The sequence below is a fragment of the Luteimonas sp. YGD11-2 genome (assembly GCF_004118975.1).
In the GTDB taxonomy this organism is placed as follows: domain Bacteria; phylum Pseudomonadota; class Gammaproteobacteria; order Xanthomonadales; family Xanthomonadaceae; genus Luteimonas; species Luteimonas muca.
Genome location: NZ_CP035376.1, coordinates 1460396 through 1474174, shown reverse-complemented (window position 1 = coordinate 1474174; position 13779 = coordinate 1460396). Strand labels below are relative to the sequence as shown.

9 protein-coding genes and 1 pseudogene are annotated in these 13779 nt (G+C 70.2%); 3 read left to right on the top strand and 7 right to left on the bottom strand.

The features are described 5' to 3' along the window. Positions 1 to 65 precede the first annotated feature (65 nt). Both ERL55_RS06665 and ERL55_RS06660 read left to right on the top strand, forming a co-directional pair. The gene (locus ERL55_RS06665; protein ID WP_206733384.1) at positions 66 to 1892 is read left to right on the top strand and encodes a DUF885 domain-containing protein; all 1827 of its coding nucleotides are present in this window, start codon (positions 66 to 68) and stop codon (positions 1890 to 1892) included. A 129-nt stretch (positions 1893 to 2021) separates the two neighbouring features. Then, entirely contained in the window at positions 2022 to 3620 is a 1599-nt protein-coding gene (locus ERL55_RS06660) for an AbgT family transporter (protein ID WP_129135739.1), read from the top strand. 825 nt (positions 3621 to 4445) lie between these two features. Here the strand turns inward: ERL55_RS06660 and ERL55_RS06655 are convergent. Then, positions 4446 to 6572: a M13-type metalloendopeptidase gene (locus ERL55_RS06655; protein ID WP_129135738.1), complete on the bottom strand. Its 2127-nt coding sequence runs from the start codon at positions 6570 to 6572 to the stop codon at positions 4446 to 4448. A 143-nt stretch (positions 6573 to 6715) separates the two neighbouring features. Between ERL55_RS06655 and ERL55_RS06650 the strand changes: the two are divergent. Next, positions 6716 to 7142, top strand: a pseudogene (locus tag ERL55_RS06650) (VOC family protein). Positions 7143 to 7152: 10 nt separating this feature from the next. Here the strand turns inward: ERL55_RS06650 and ERL55_RS06645 are convergent. The 6 genes from ERL55_RS06645 to ERL55_RS06620 all read right to left on the bottom strand — a co-directional run bounded on the left by ERL55_RS06645 (position 7153) and on the right by ERL55_RS06620 (position 13556). Next, entirely contained in the window at positions 7153 to 8946 is a 1794-nt protein-coding gene (locus ERL55_RS06645; RefSeq protein ID WP_164972132.1) for a GGDEF domain-containing protein, read from the bottom strand. A gap of 49 nt (positions 8947 to 8995) precedes the next feature. Continuing rightward, complete coding sequence (locus ERL55_RS06640; protein ID WP_129135736.1) at positions 8996 to 9238, bottom strand: hypothetical protein; 243 nt, start codon at positions 9236 to 9238, stop codon at positions 8996 to 8998. 73 nt (positions 9239 to 9311) lie between these two features. Next, complete coding sequence (locus tag ERL55_RS06635; protein WP_129135735.1) at positions 9312 to 10166, bottom strand: SAM-dependent methyltransferase; 855 nt, start codon at positions 10164 to 10166, stop codon at positions 9312 to 9314. A gap of 37 nt (positions 10167 to 10203) precedes the next feature. After that, entirely contained in the window at positions 10204 to 10755 is a 552-nt protein-coding gene (locus ERL55_RS06630) for a GNAT family N-acetyltransferase (protein ID WP_129135734.1), read from the bottom strand. Next, positions 10752 to 12320 carry a M20/M25/M40 family metallo-hydrolase gene (locus ERL55_RS06625; protein WP_129135733.1) on the bottom strand — a complete coding sequence of 523 codons (1569 nt, stop codon included), beginning with the start codon at positions 12318 to 12320 and terminating at the stop codon, positions 10752 to 10754. The genes ERL55_RS06630 and ERL55_RS06625 overlap by 4 nt, the downstream gene beginning before the upstream one ends. An 84-nt stretch (positions 12321 to 12404) precedes the next feature. Next, on the bottom strand, positions 12405 to 13556 hold the full coding sequence (locus tag ERL55_RS06620; RefSeq protein WP_129135732.1) for an NAD-dependent epimerase/dehydratase family protein: 1152 nt from the start codon (positions 13554 to 13556) through the stop codon (positions 12405 to 12407). Positions 13557 to 13779: the final 223 nt, after the last annotated feature.

The following is a 13779-nucleotide window of genomic DNA, read 5'->3' as shown; positions in this document are numbered from 1 at the left end:
ACGGCACCCGGACAGCCAGCGCCGCATGGCTAGAATCGTGCGACCACTGTCTTCCAGGAGTTGCCGTGCCCATCAGGTTCCGTCCCGCCCCGCTGGGGATCGCGCTCGCCACCGCGCTCATGCTCGCCGCCTGCTCCACGCCGGTCACCCCGGCGGGTACGTCACCCGTAGCGGCGACCACGCAGGACGAGCGCGGCGTCGCCGCGTTCTTCGAGTCCTTTACCGACACATGGATGCGTCGCCAGCCGTCGTCGGCCACCGCCAGCGGCTATTTCGACGATCCCGCCGTGCAGGCGGAGATGGACCGCCAGCTCACCCCGCAGACACGGGAGTTCCGCCGCGAAACGGTGGCACTGGCACGGCAGGGCCTGGCCGGACTTGCGCGTTTCGACCGCGCGAAGATGGATCCGACCGAACGCGTGTCCGCCGAACTGATGGCCTGGCAGCTGCAGAGCATCGTTGACGGCGAACAGCACGCCGATTTCGATTTCCCGTTGCAGCAGTTCAGCGGCGCCAATGTCGGCCTGCCCAACCTGATGACCGTCGTGCACCCGGTGCGCAACGCCCAGGATGCGGCGAACTACCTGTCCCGGCTGCGCCAGTTCGAGGCACGGATGGACGAAGCGACCGAGCGCTCGCGCGAGCTCGCCGCGCGCGACATCCTGCCACCGCGCTTCATCCTCGAAGCGACCATCGCGCAGATGCGCCAGTTCATCAGCCCCGCACCGGGGGCCAACCCGCTGGTGACCACGTTCGACGACCGCCTGGCATCGGCGGAGGCGATCGACGCCGGCACCCGCCAGGCGCACGTGGCCGACGCCACAGCAGTCGTGCGCGACAGCGTGTATCCGGCATGGCAGCGCGCCATCGCGGTTCTGGAAGCGCAGCTGCCCGCCGCCACCGACGATGCCGGGCTGTGGCGTTTCGACGGTGGCGCCGAGGCGTACGCGCATCATCTGCGCCGGTTCACCTCCACCTCGCTCAGTGCCGAGGAGATCCACGAGATCGGCAGGCGCGAGGTGGCACGCATCGAAGGCGAGATGGACACCATCCTGCGTTCGATCGGCCGCACCGACGGCAGCGTGCGCGAGCGTATCGACGCACTGCGCAAGGACCTCGCCTACAGCAACGACGACGCCGGCCGCAAGGCGATCATGGACGACATCGAAACCATGATGCGCGACGCCGAACGCCGTGCCGATGCGCTGTTCGACATCCGCCCGAAGACCGCGGTGATCGCCCAGCCCTATCCGGAGTACCGCTGGGCAAGCGCCGCGGCAAGCTACACCGCCCCGCCGCTGGACGGCTCGCGACCCGGCGTGTACCAGATGCCGCTGCGCCCCGACCGGCTGACCCGCTTCGGCCTGCGCACGCTGGTCTACCACGAGGCGGTGCCGGGCCATCACTTCCAGGTGGCGCTGTCGGTCGAGAACCGCGACCTGCCGAAGTTCCGGCAGACCCGTGCGCTGGGCGGCATCTCCGCCTTCAGCGAAGGCTGGGCGCTGTACGCCGAGCGCCTGGCCGCCGAGGAAGGCTGGTACGAGAACGATCCGGAAGGCCGGCTCGGTCAGCTCGATGCCGCGCTGTTCCGCGCCCGGCGCCTGGTCGCCGACACCGGCCTGCACGCAATGCGCTGGACCCGCCAGCAGGCGATCGACTACGGCATCCCGCCGTCGGAGGTCGACCGCTACGTGGTGATGCCGGGCCAGGCGACCTCGTACATGATCGGCCAGCTCGAGATCGTGCGCCTGCGCGACAAGGCCCGCGACGCCCTGGGCGAGCGCTTCGACCCGCGCGAGTTCCACAACCGCGTGCTGCTGACCGGCGTGGTGCCGCTGGAACTGCTGGAGCGCGAGGTGGACGACTACATCGCGAAGGCCGCGGCACGCTGAGAACCACGTAACACGACGCCGCGACGGCCACGGGGGGCATGTCCTTCGTGGCCGTTACGGTGCCGGCCACCGGGCAACCGGGCCCGACGCCCGCGCTAGACTGGCCCGGCACTCCCACCGGACCACACGATGACCCAAGGCAAGGCCGCGGCGCCTGCACCCGGACCGCGCGGCGCGATCACGCGCCTGCTCAACACCGTCGAGTTCCTCGGCAACCTGCTGCCGCACCCGGTGACGCTGTTCGCGATGCTTGCCGTGCTGATCGTGCTGCTGTCGGGGGTACTGGCTGCCTACGGGGTCTCGGTGCCGGATCCGCGCCCGCCGGGATCGGCAGGTCGCGCCGACGACGGGATCATCCGCGTGATCAGCCTGCTCGATGCGGAAGGGCTGCGGCGGATCGTCACCGGACTGGTGACCAACTTCACCGCGTTCGTACCGCTGGGCACCGTGCTCGTGGCGATGCTCGGCGTGGGCATCGCCGAACGGTCGGGCCTGCTGACCGCCGCGATCAAGACCCTGGTGCTCGGCGCACCGAAGAACCTGGTGACGGTGGTCGTCGTGTTCGCCGCGGTGCTGTCGAATACCGCATCGGAAATGGGCTACGTGGTGGTGATCCCGCTGGCCGCGGCGATCTTCCATGCACTCGGGCGACATCCGCTGGCCGGGCTGGCGGCCGCGTTCGCCGGCGTCTCCGGCGGCTACAGCGCCAACCTGCTGATCGGCACCGTCGACCCGCTGCTGGCCGGCATCACCCAGGAAGCCGCGCGCCTGATCGACCCGACCTACGAGGTGCACGCCGCGGTCAACTGGTACTTCATGATCGTGAGCACGTTCGTGGTCACCGGGCTGGGCTGGTTCGTCACCACCTACATCGTCGAGCCCAAGCTCGGCGCCTACGATCCTGCCCAGCTCGACCCGGATGCGGAGCCGGTCAGCATGGAGCCCATGTCGGGGCGCGAGCGCCGCGCACTGGCATGGGCCGGCGTCGCCGCGCTGCTGGTGGCGGGCGGCATCGCGCTGCTCACCGTGCCCACGAGCGGCGCCCTGCGCCTGCCCGGCGTCGAGGACACGCTGGGCAGCCTGCGGCCCTTCCTCACCGGCATCGTCGTGCTCGTGGCGCTGTTCTTCGCGGTGGCGGGCATCGTCTACGGCGCGTTGACCGGATCGATCCGCAACGATCGCGACGTCATCGACGCGATGGCGAAATCGATGGGCACGCTCAGCCTGTACATCGTGCTGGTGTTCTTCGCCGCGCAGTTCGTCGCGTTCTTCAACTGGACCCAGCTCGGCCAGGTGATGGCGGTGCTGGGCTCGAACCTGCTGCAGTCGATCGGGCTGACCGGGCCCCTGGTGTTCCTGGCCTTCATCGCCCTGTGCGGGCTGATCAACCTGTCGCTGGGCTCGGCCTCGGCGCAATGGGCGGTCACCGCGCCGATCTTCGTGCCGATGCTGATGCTGGTCGGCTACAGCCCCGAGGTCATCCAGGCGGCCTATCGCATCGGCGATTCGGTGACCAACCTGATCACCCCGATGATGAGCTACTTCGGCCTGATCCTCGCCTTCGCCGCCCGCTACAAGCGCGACGTCGGCGTGGGCACCATGATCGCGATGATGCTGCCCTACTCCGTGGTCTTCTTCGTCGGCTGGACGCTGGTCTTCTTCCTGTGGGTGTTCGGACTGGGGCTGCCGGTGGGGCCGGGCGCACCGACCTACTACACACCCGGCTGACTCCCGTTGGGCGCGCTGACGCGCGACGCCGCACGGCGGGAACCATCGCGTGCAAGCGCACTCCGTAAGCAAGAAGAAGGTTGTTCTCCCCATTGAGGGATTTCCATTCGAGCGCGAAGCCGTGGGTCCTGAAGCTCACGGCCAAGCCACAGCCAGGGCACGGCTGGCTGTGGCGCGGCAGCCCGCCGCGGCCACAGGGGGATGCCCAGCCGGATATCTCCGCGTCCTGCTCCCACATCCGGCCGCCGGCCATCCATGGCCGGCTCTGGACATCCCCCTGCGTCCACGGCGGGCACCGAACCGTCGTCGCGTCCCGAGGTCAACGGCGAAGAACGTAGGCCGTCGTGGCAGTCGACGACTTCCCGCTGCCGCTGCTGACCTCCACGCCGGGACTGCGAACGCCCGCGTGTCCCGGTTGCAGGCGACGCCCGCCCAACCGCTGTTGATGCCCGCACCGGAGCCGGCGGATGCCCGGGCCCGTCGCGTGCACCGGGGGGTGTGCTCCCAGCCGGCCATGGATGGCCGGCGGCCGGCCGTGGTAGCTGGACGCGGACTCCGGCCGGGGGAGCACACCCCCCGGTGCGCGCGACGGGCGGCGCGAAGCCCAACGAAGCACCTCGGCAACGCCCGGCACCCCGGCATGCGCCAAAGCCGCAGCATGGGGAAGAACGGAGACCCACCCCCGTGTGCACGTGGCCAGCGGCGCCCAGTGGAGCCACGCGCGCACGGAGGCACTTCAGCCGCGGCATCCCCGGAGTCGGGAGATGGACCAAAAAGAAGGGCCGGGATGATCCCGGCCCTTCTTTCAGTGCATCGCGCGGAGGATCACCAGATCCGCACGCGATCTTCCGGCGCGATGTAGAGCGGGTCGCTCTCGGTCACGTTGAAGGCCTCGTACCACGCATCGATGTTGCGCAGCGGCGCGAACGCCCGGATGTGGCCCGGCGAATGCGTGCCGTTGACCAGCTGCTGGCGCAGAGCGTCATCGCGCCACAGCGTGCGCCACACCTGCGCCCAGCCCATGAACAGGCGCTGCTCGCCGGTGAAACCGTCGATCACCGGCGCCGGCTTGCCGTCGAGCGAGCGGCGGTAGGCTTCCAGCGCGATGGTCAGGCCACCGAGGTCACCGATGTTCTCGCCCATCGCCACGCGGCCGTTGATGTGCATGCCGGGCAGCTGCGGGAACTCGAACGCCTCGTACTGCGCGCCGAGCTTGGCCGCCTGCGCCTCGAACTTCGCCGCGTCGTCGGCCGTCCACCAGTCACGCAGCAGGCCGGCGCCATCGGACTTGCGGCCCTGGTCGTCGAAGCCGTGGATGATCTCGTGGCCGATCACGCCGCCGATGGCGCCGTAGTTGACCGCCGGGTCGGCATCCGGATCGAAGAACGGCGGCTGCAGGATGGCGGCCGGGAACACGATCTCGTTCTTGACCGAGTTGTAGTAGGCGTTGACCGTCTGCGGGGTCATGCCCCACTCGCCCTTGTCCACCGGCTTGCCGATGCGGCCCTTGCGGTAATCCCATTCGAACGCCATCGCGCGCTCGGCATTGCCGAACACGTCGCCATTGGCGAGCTGCAGGCCGCTGTAGTCACGCCACTCGTCCGGGTGGCCGATCTTCAGGCCGAAGCCTGCGAGCTTCGACCGTGCCTCGGCCTTGGTCGCCGGGCTCATCCAGTCCAGCTGGTCGAGGCGCGCACCCATCGCCACCTTCACGTTGGCGACCAGCTCGTCCATCTTCGCCTTGGCATCCGGCGGGAAATAGAGCTTCACGTAGTCCTCGCCGATCGCCTCGCCCATCGCCGACGAGGTGTAGGCAACGGCGCGCTTCCAGCGTGCACGCTGCTCTGGCTGGCCGGACAGGAACTTCGAACGGAACTCGAAGTGCGCGTCAGCGAAGTCGCTCGACAGCAGCGGCGCGGCGTTGTCGGTGGTGTGGAATGCCTGCCAGGCCTTGAGGGTGTCGAGGTCGGCATCGGCGAAGATCTTCGCGATCTTCGGGAACGCGGTGTCCTGGCGGATCACGCCGGCATCGGCGTAATCGACCTCAGCGGCGGCGAGGTAGGTCTGCCACGGGAAGCCGGGCGCGACGGTATCGAGTTCGGCGAACTTCACCGGGTTGTAGGTCTTGTCGCGGTCGCGGCTCTCGGCGCGGGTCCAGTGGGCCTCTGCGATCTGCGTTTCCAGCGCCATGATCTTCTGCGCATTGCCCTGCGGGTCGTCCCAGCCGGCAAGCTGCAGCAGCTCGGCGATGTAGGCGACGTAGCGCTCGCGCTGCGGCGCGAACTTCTCGTCCAGGTACATCTGGCGGTCGCCCAGGCCGAGACCCGACTGGCTCAGGTAGAGGGTGTAGACATCGGGGTTGCGCTGGTCGTCACCGACATAGTGGCCGAAGAAGCTGCCACCGAAGGTCGCGTTGCGCTCGCCCATCAGGCGCGCCATGCCGTCCTTGCCGTCGACGGCGCGGATGGCGTCGAGCTTGGGCTGCAGCGGCTTGGCGCCCAGCGCCTCGACCGCCGCCTCGTCCATGAAGCCCTGGTACAGCGCGGCCAGCTTGGCAGCGTTGTCGGTGCCGGCCGGGTTGCCGAGCTGGTAGCCGTCCAGCATGCGGTGCACGCGCGCTTCGGACAGGTCACGCAGGATCAGAAACGAGCCGTACATCGACTGGTCGGCCGGGATCTCGGTGTTCTCGGCCCAGTTGCCGCTGACGTAGGCGAAGAAGTCCTCGCCCGGTTTGACCCCGGTGTTCATGCCGGCGGTGTCGATGCCCCAGCTGCCGAAGCGCCGGGCCTCGATCACCTCGCTGCCACCATCCTGCCCTTCGGGGGTGGCCTGGAAGAGGGCCACCATGTCGCAGGACGCGTCGATGCAGGCATGGTTGTCATGGGCCGCGGCCAGCGGCGCGACACCGGCGAGTGCCAGCGCGGTGGCAAGGGACAGCAGGGACTTCTTCATCGGGTTCTCCGGTCGTGTAAGCGGGGCGCACGGATTGCCCCAGCCACCCAGAGTACCCGCAGGCCGGGGGTGCGCCGTGGGCCAAAAGTCCCGGTCGCCCCGGCCACGGCCCGGGGTAGGATGTCGCCACAGGAAGGCGACGCATGGAAACCAGCGAACTGCACCGCGGACGGCTCATCGACCACGCAGCTGGTGGTGCGCGATCTCGACGCCAGCCGGCGCTTCTATACGGCGGTGCTGGATGCGCTGGGCGTACGGGTCGGCGGCTCCGGCGAAGGCTGGTTCTGGGCCGACGAGCTGTTCGTCTGCACGGCCGTCAGCGGGGCGGCGCAGGGACAACTGACCGGCCGACAGCACATCGCCTTCCAGGCCCGCGACCGCGCCGCCGTCGACACGTTCCATCGAGTCGCGCTCGCCGCGGGCGGGCGCGACAACGGCGCGCCGGGCGAGCGCCCCTACCACCCGGGCTATTACGCGGCGTTCGTGCTCGACCCGGACGGCAACAACATCGAAGCCGTCCACCATGGCGACGCGCACCGCAGCGCGCCATCGGTGCACATCACGTTCTGAGACCTGTCCGCTACACCGGCAGCACGCGCCGCTCGCCGCCGGACAGGCGCAGGTCCACGGGCCCGTCGCCGGTGCCGGATCGCGGCGTCAGCGCACGCACATTGTCCTCGTCGAACACCGCCACGCGCGCGCGGCCGGCGCGCTTGGCGGCATACATCGCGCGATCGGCATGCGACATCAGCCGGGTCAGGTCATACCCCGACAGTGTGGTGTCGGTGATGCCGAAACTCGCGGCGATGCACAGGTCATAACCGCGCTGGCCGGTATCGACCGCGGCCAGCTGTGCCAGCGCATCCTCGGCCACCCGCCGCCCGGTGGCGGCGTCGCAGCCGGGCAGCAGCATCGCGAATTCCTCGCCGCCCAGCCGGCCGATGCAGTCGCCGGGCCCGCACAGCTCCGCGCACGCCTTCGCCACCTGCTGCAGCACCCAGTCGCCGGCCTCGTGGCCGAAGCGGTCGTTGACCTGCTTGAAGTGGTCCAGGTCGAAGGTCAGCAGGGCGACCACCCGGTGGTCCTGCCGGCATGCCGCCAGCAACTTGCCGGCCTTTTCGGTGAAATGGTGGCGATTGCTGACGCCGGTCAGCGCATCGAGCTCGGCCAGCCGTCGCAGGCGCATCTGCAGGCGCTTGGTCTTGAACGCCCAGTACGCGGTGGTGGCCAGCAGGAACGACAGCAGGCCCGCCACGACCAGCCACAGCCGCGCGCGCTGTTTCGTGGTGCTCTGGTCGAGTTGCAGCAGCGCGTTCTTCTGGTTGAGCAGTTCGATCTGCTGCGCCTGCTGCTGCGACTGGTGACGCACGATCTGGTAGGCCATCTCGCGCGACTTGATGTCGTTGAGGTGGCGGCGCTCGGCGTCCACGAACGCCTTGTAGGCCTCCAGCGTGGCCTCGGCGTCGCCGCGCTCGCTGGCAATGCGATAGAGCGTACCGTATGCCGATACCAGCGGCTCGATATTGCCGATCCCGCGCGTGCGCTGCACGGCGACCGCGGCGTGGGCCTCCGCCTGCGCCCGCGCGCCGTCGCGCAGGCGGTACTCCGCAAGCAGCGCGTGGTAGACGCCCTGCAGGAACGGATAGCGGATGTCCTCGACGGTCGGCAGGTAGCTTTCCAGCAGCCTGATCGCCTGGTCCACGCGATCGCTCGCCGCAAGCCAGCGCGCAAGGTGGGCGCGCGCGAACGCGGCGAACACACGTTCGTTGATCGAATCGCAGTGGGCGATGTTGGCGCGCAGCCGCGCCTCGTCGAGATCCTCCTCCAGCCCCAGCGCGGCTTCCGCCACCAGGTTCTCCGCGGCGCAGGTGTTGCGCGGCTCGGGCCGGGAATCCAGCACCGCCTGCGCCAGCTGCAGGCCGAGCCGGTACTCGCCGACCTGGTTGTAGACCACGCCCGCATTGAGCAATCCGCGATGCCGGATCTCCAGGTCCTGGATGTGATCGCGCAGCGGCAGGATCTCCTCGAGGATGCGCAGCGAGTCCTCGAAGCGGCGGTTGGCGGCGTGGATGTTCGACAGCAGACCACCGCCCTCGAAGCGGATATCGGCGTCGCGGCTTTCCCCGAGCACCTCCTCGAGCAACGCCACGGCCGCACCGGACTCGCCCAGCAGGGCATGCCGATACGCGCGCAGGATCTGCAGCCGCTGCCGCTGCTGCGGCGTGGCGTCGTGCGCACGCGCGTCGAGCTCGGCCAGCAGCTGCTGGAAACGCGCCACGTCCGACGTCTTGACGCTGCCCGCCTCGACGAGCAGCGCCTCGACCTCGTCGACACCGGCGGCCGCCGCACCCGCGGCCACAGCCACCATCGGCATCGCGAGCAACAGGCACAGCGCGGACAGCCACCGCCCGCGCGTGGGCCAGCTACTCCGGCGCGCGGTCCCCGCGCTCGGCCGGTTCCGGTTGGCCGTCGTCATGTCCTTCATCGGTCCGCTCCTCGGGAAACTCCGTTTCGCCCTCATCCGGCGCGATGATCATGCACATCAGCGCATCGTGCCGCGCGCGCTCGCTGGCGACGGACGCGACCAGCGTCGCCATGTCGTCGACAACGCTGCCACGTGGCAGCTCTCCCAGCGCCTCGAGCCTGCCCAGGTCCTCGTCAAACATCCGCCTTCCCCTCTGTGTGGTTGATACCGCATACCCGACAACAGACGCACACCCGTCGCACGCCCGCCGGTGCTCAGGCCGGCGCCGCCTCGCGATGTTCCGCAGTCGTACCCCTGCCCCCGGCAAACGCATCTCGCGTCGACCACCGGCCGGCCTGGCGCAGGCGTTCGATCATGGCCTCGTCGCGCCGCATCGGCCGCGCCGGCGGGATCACCAGTGTCGCCTGCATCGACGGGCTGGCATCCACCAGCGCATCCAGCGCGATCGGCGCCATCAGCGCACGATCGACCGGCAGCGTCGCGGCCTCGTAGAGGATCACCTCGTGGTCAGGCGGATAGCCGTCGGCCAGCAGCTTGCCCACCAGGAGCGCGCGTTCGACCGCGCCGGTGCTGCGGCGGCTGACGCCGAGGTCGCCGACCACGCCGATCTGCCACAGCACGAGGTAGGCGGACGGGTCGATGCGCCGCACGTAGGCGAGGTACTGGCTGGCTTCCAGATGCAGGCAACCGACGCGGCCGGGATCGATGCCGAGATCCGCATAGAGGCAGTCCTCCGCGGACACCGCCGGCTCCATCCACGCGTCGAAGCCTTCCGCGCGCGCCTGCGCGATCGCGCGGTGCGGGACGGTGGCGAATACGCCGGGGTGGCCGTAGAACGCCCCGCAGACGCGCGCACCGTGGCGCACCTCGGCCATCATCATCGACACCATGTCGCGGTACGCGGCGTGCCGCGAACGCCCCTCGCCATAGCACGGCTGCAGGCTGCGCACGTCGGCATGCATGCCCTGCACCCAGCGCTCGACGATCGGGTCCGCGGCGGCCACGAACACCACGTCGGCACTGGAGATCTCACTGCGCGCACGCGGTGCCAGATGCGCCCCCAGCATCATCCCCAGCCCCACGCAGGAAAGTCGCCCCCGACTGCCCATCCCAGGTGTCCCCCGACACTCGCGAATGTGAATTAGATCACCCTTTGACGCCGGGCGACAGCACCGGCAGCCGCGTCGCTGGAAGGCTGCACCAGCCGACGTAGCCGCCCTCCCCGGCGCGGGGCAGAAAACCCAGCCGCAGCATCAGCTGGCGTACCGCCACGTTGCCCGGGCGGTGCCTGGCGTCGAGTACTCCGCCCAGAGCATGGACCTGCTGCTGCAGCGCTGCCACGACTTCCGTCGCGTATCCGCAGCCGGACTGCCGCGGATCGAACATCAGCCCGAGCTCGCCGCGCGCGGGGTCCGCTGTGGGCGCCACCGTCATCAGGCCGATCGGCACTGCGGCATCGAGTGTCTGCAGCATCCACGCGTACATCGACGGCGGTGTGCGCTGCGCGGCGCGCAGCAGGCGGCGGGCAACGGCGGCCGCCGCGTCCAGCCCCAGCGCATCACCCACGTGGCGCATCACGCCCGGGTCGGCATGCAGCGCGGTCAGGAAGTCCAGGTCGTCGCCATGCAGCGGGCGCACCAGCACGCGCCGGGTGCGGTAGCCGGCGGGCCATGGCACCGCCGGCGCGACCGCGCTCACGGCGCCGGCGCGTCCGCGAAGGCGTGCAGCAGGTCGACGTAGGACTTCTCGATATCGGCAAGGCCGGCGGCGCGCACCCCGGCGGCCGGATGGATCAGCATGTACTCGTCGGGCGCGTGCGCACCGGAGCCGTGGCCCAGCCCGCCGAACACGAACGGAAGCCCGAGCGTGCGCGTGAACTGGTAGAACGGCGCGCTGCCCGCCAGCCACGGCGAGACCCGCGGCGTCGCCCCGTACCTGTTGAACACGCCGATCGCGGCCTGCACCAGCGGCGTGTCCACGCCGGTGGCGGCGGCGGGATAACCCGCAAGCGGGCGCAGCTCGATGTCGCCGAAGCCGCCGGCATCGAGATGCGCGCGGATCATCCGGTAGGCCTCGTCCGGCTCCAGCCCCGGCGGCAGTCGGGAGTCCAGCTTCGCGGTCGCCACGTGCGGCAGCACGGTCTTGACCCCCTCGCCGGTATAGCCGCTCCAGATGCCGTTGAGGTTGAGGGTCGGGTCGTAGAGGTTGCGGACGATGGCGTCGCGCCCGGTCATGCCATCGATCCAGCGTGCGACCCCGTACAGCCGCTGCTGGGCGGCATCGTCGGCGTCGCGGGCGAGCGTATTGACCAGCCGCTGCTCGTCCGGGGTCGGCCCGCGCACCGCGTCGTAGTAGCCGGGAATCGCGATGGTGTTGCCATCGGTGCTGGTCAGCGAGGCGATCGCCTGCACCAGCCGCAGCGCCGGCGAATCCACCAGCGACTTCAGCGACCCGTGCACCTCCGAACGCAGCGGGCCGCCGTGCCCGCCGCCACGGGACTCCAGCTCGAAGTACACCAGGCCCTTGACCCCCAGGTTGAGCGCGACGCTGCCGTCCGCGGCCTGGATGTTCATCGGAAAGAACGCGCCGTCCGCCCGGCGCAGGCGCTCCTGCCATGGCGCAAGCACCGCCCCGAAGTTGGGCGAACCGAGTTCCTCCTCGCCTTCGGCGACCACGTACAGGTTCACCGGCAGGGTGCCGCGGGTCCTGAGCATCGCGTCCACCGCATTGAGGAATGCGCGCTGCGGACCCTTCTGGTTGGTTGCACCGCGCGCCATCAGCACGGTGCCCAGTTCGTGCTCCACCAGCTCGCCGGCAAACGGATCATCGATGCGCCAGTTGGGCTCCACCGGCTGCACGTCGTACATCATGTAGACCACCAGCGTGCGCGCCGCGCCGGCGTCGTAATGGGCCAGCACGCCGGGATGCCCGCGCGTCTCCACCAGCTCGACCTCCTGGAAGCCGATCGTGCGCAGATCGTCGGCGAGCATCTGCGCCATGGCGTCGATGCCGTCGTCGACGGCACTGATCGAGCGCTGGCGCACCCAGCGCTGCAGGTGCTCCACGTGGCTGTCGAGGTCCGCATCGATGCGCGCGTACACGTCGTCGCGCCGCTGGGCATAGGCCGGCACCGCGGAGGCATCGAACACCGCATCGGTGGAGAACGCCCACTGCGGTCGCGGCGAGGCCTGCAGCGGAGCCCATGCCAGGCCTGCGACCGCCAGCAGACAGCCCAGGCCCCGTCCGTATCGCGATCCGCGCATCCGATCCTCCCCCAGCCACGATCGGCCGATCTTAGCGCGGCTCGCCGCCCTGTCGCGGCGGCCGGGTTCCGGGGCGCTGCGGGCTCAGGTGGCGGCCGCCCCGTCCCGCGCGTGCCACTCGCGCAGCAGTTCGGCCTCGCGCTCGCGCGACAGGCCGGCACGCTGTTCGGCCTGGCGCTCGGCAGGCAGCGCGCGGTGCCACTCCAGCAGGTCGGTGACGGTCGTGGCCAGCGGCCGGAACGTGAGTCCCGCCGCGATCGCGCGGCGGTTGTCCACCTGGCCATAGCCGCCGTACTCGTGGTCCTGCGGGAACCAGATCGGCAGGTCGGCTCCGAACCTCACTTCGCGCGCGGCAAGGAATTCCGCCGGCACGTGGGTGAAGCGGGCATCGCCACCGGTCGCCGCCCTGATGCCGGCGAGGAAGGTGTCGGTGTCCATGCGCCGTGCCGGGCCGACCGCGTTGAAGGTGCCGGACGTGCGCGCCTCGGCCAGCCGGATCACCCATTCGCCGAGGTCGCGGCCGTCGATGAACTGCACCGGGTCGCGCCCATCGCCGGGCACCAGCACCTCGCCGCCTTCCGCCACGCGCAGGGGCCAGTAGGTGAAGCGGCCGGTGTCGTCGCGCGGGCCGACGATGTAACCGGGTCGCACCACGGTCACCGCATCACCGAACTGCCTGCGCGCTTCGGCCTCGCTGGCGGCCTTGAGCGGTCCGTACAGGCCGGCCATGTCGGCGCGGAAGGTGTCCATGGTCTCGGCCAGCGGGTCGGCGCCGGTGTAGGCGGCCAGCGGGGCGTCCTCGCCGATGCCGGGGCGGCTGCCATCGGCATACACCGAGATGGTCGAGATGAAGACGTAATGCCCGACCCGCCCGCGCAGGGCCGCGCCGGCGTCGCGCACCCAGAACGGCAGCGTGGTCGGGTTGTCGATGCAGACGTCCCATTCCCGGCCGTCGAGGGCGGCGAGATCGCCGGTGTTGCGGTCGCCATGCACCTGTTCGACCGCGCCCGGCCACCCGGGTGTCGGCCGCTTGCCGCGGTTGAACAGGGTCACCCGGTGCCCGCGGGCGAGCGCGTAGTCGACCTGGAACGGGCCGGTGAAGCCGGTGCCACCGAGGATCAGGATGCGCAACGGGCGCTCGGCCCTGGCCACGCTCGACGCGGCCAACGCGGGGAATGCGCCGGCCGCTGCGGCCAGTGCGGTGAACTTCAGCAGGTCACGACGGGACGTCGGCATGGCGGGCTCCGCGGCAGGGTGTGCGGCGAGTCTGCATCCGCCGGGTCCGGCACGGCCCCTGCCGGAAGTGGGAGTGACTGCAGCCGTATCCGGTATCCGGTATCCGCACCCCTGATGCCCGCAGGCCGTCGCGCTGAACGATTTCTCGACACCACCGATGCACGGGCTGCACGCCGCTGCGTCGATAGTCGGGCACGTTCCCCCGTTCGGATACGGCGCACAG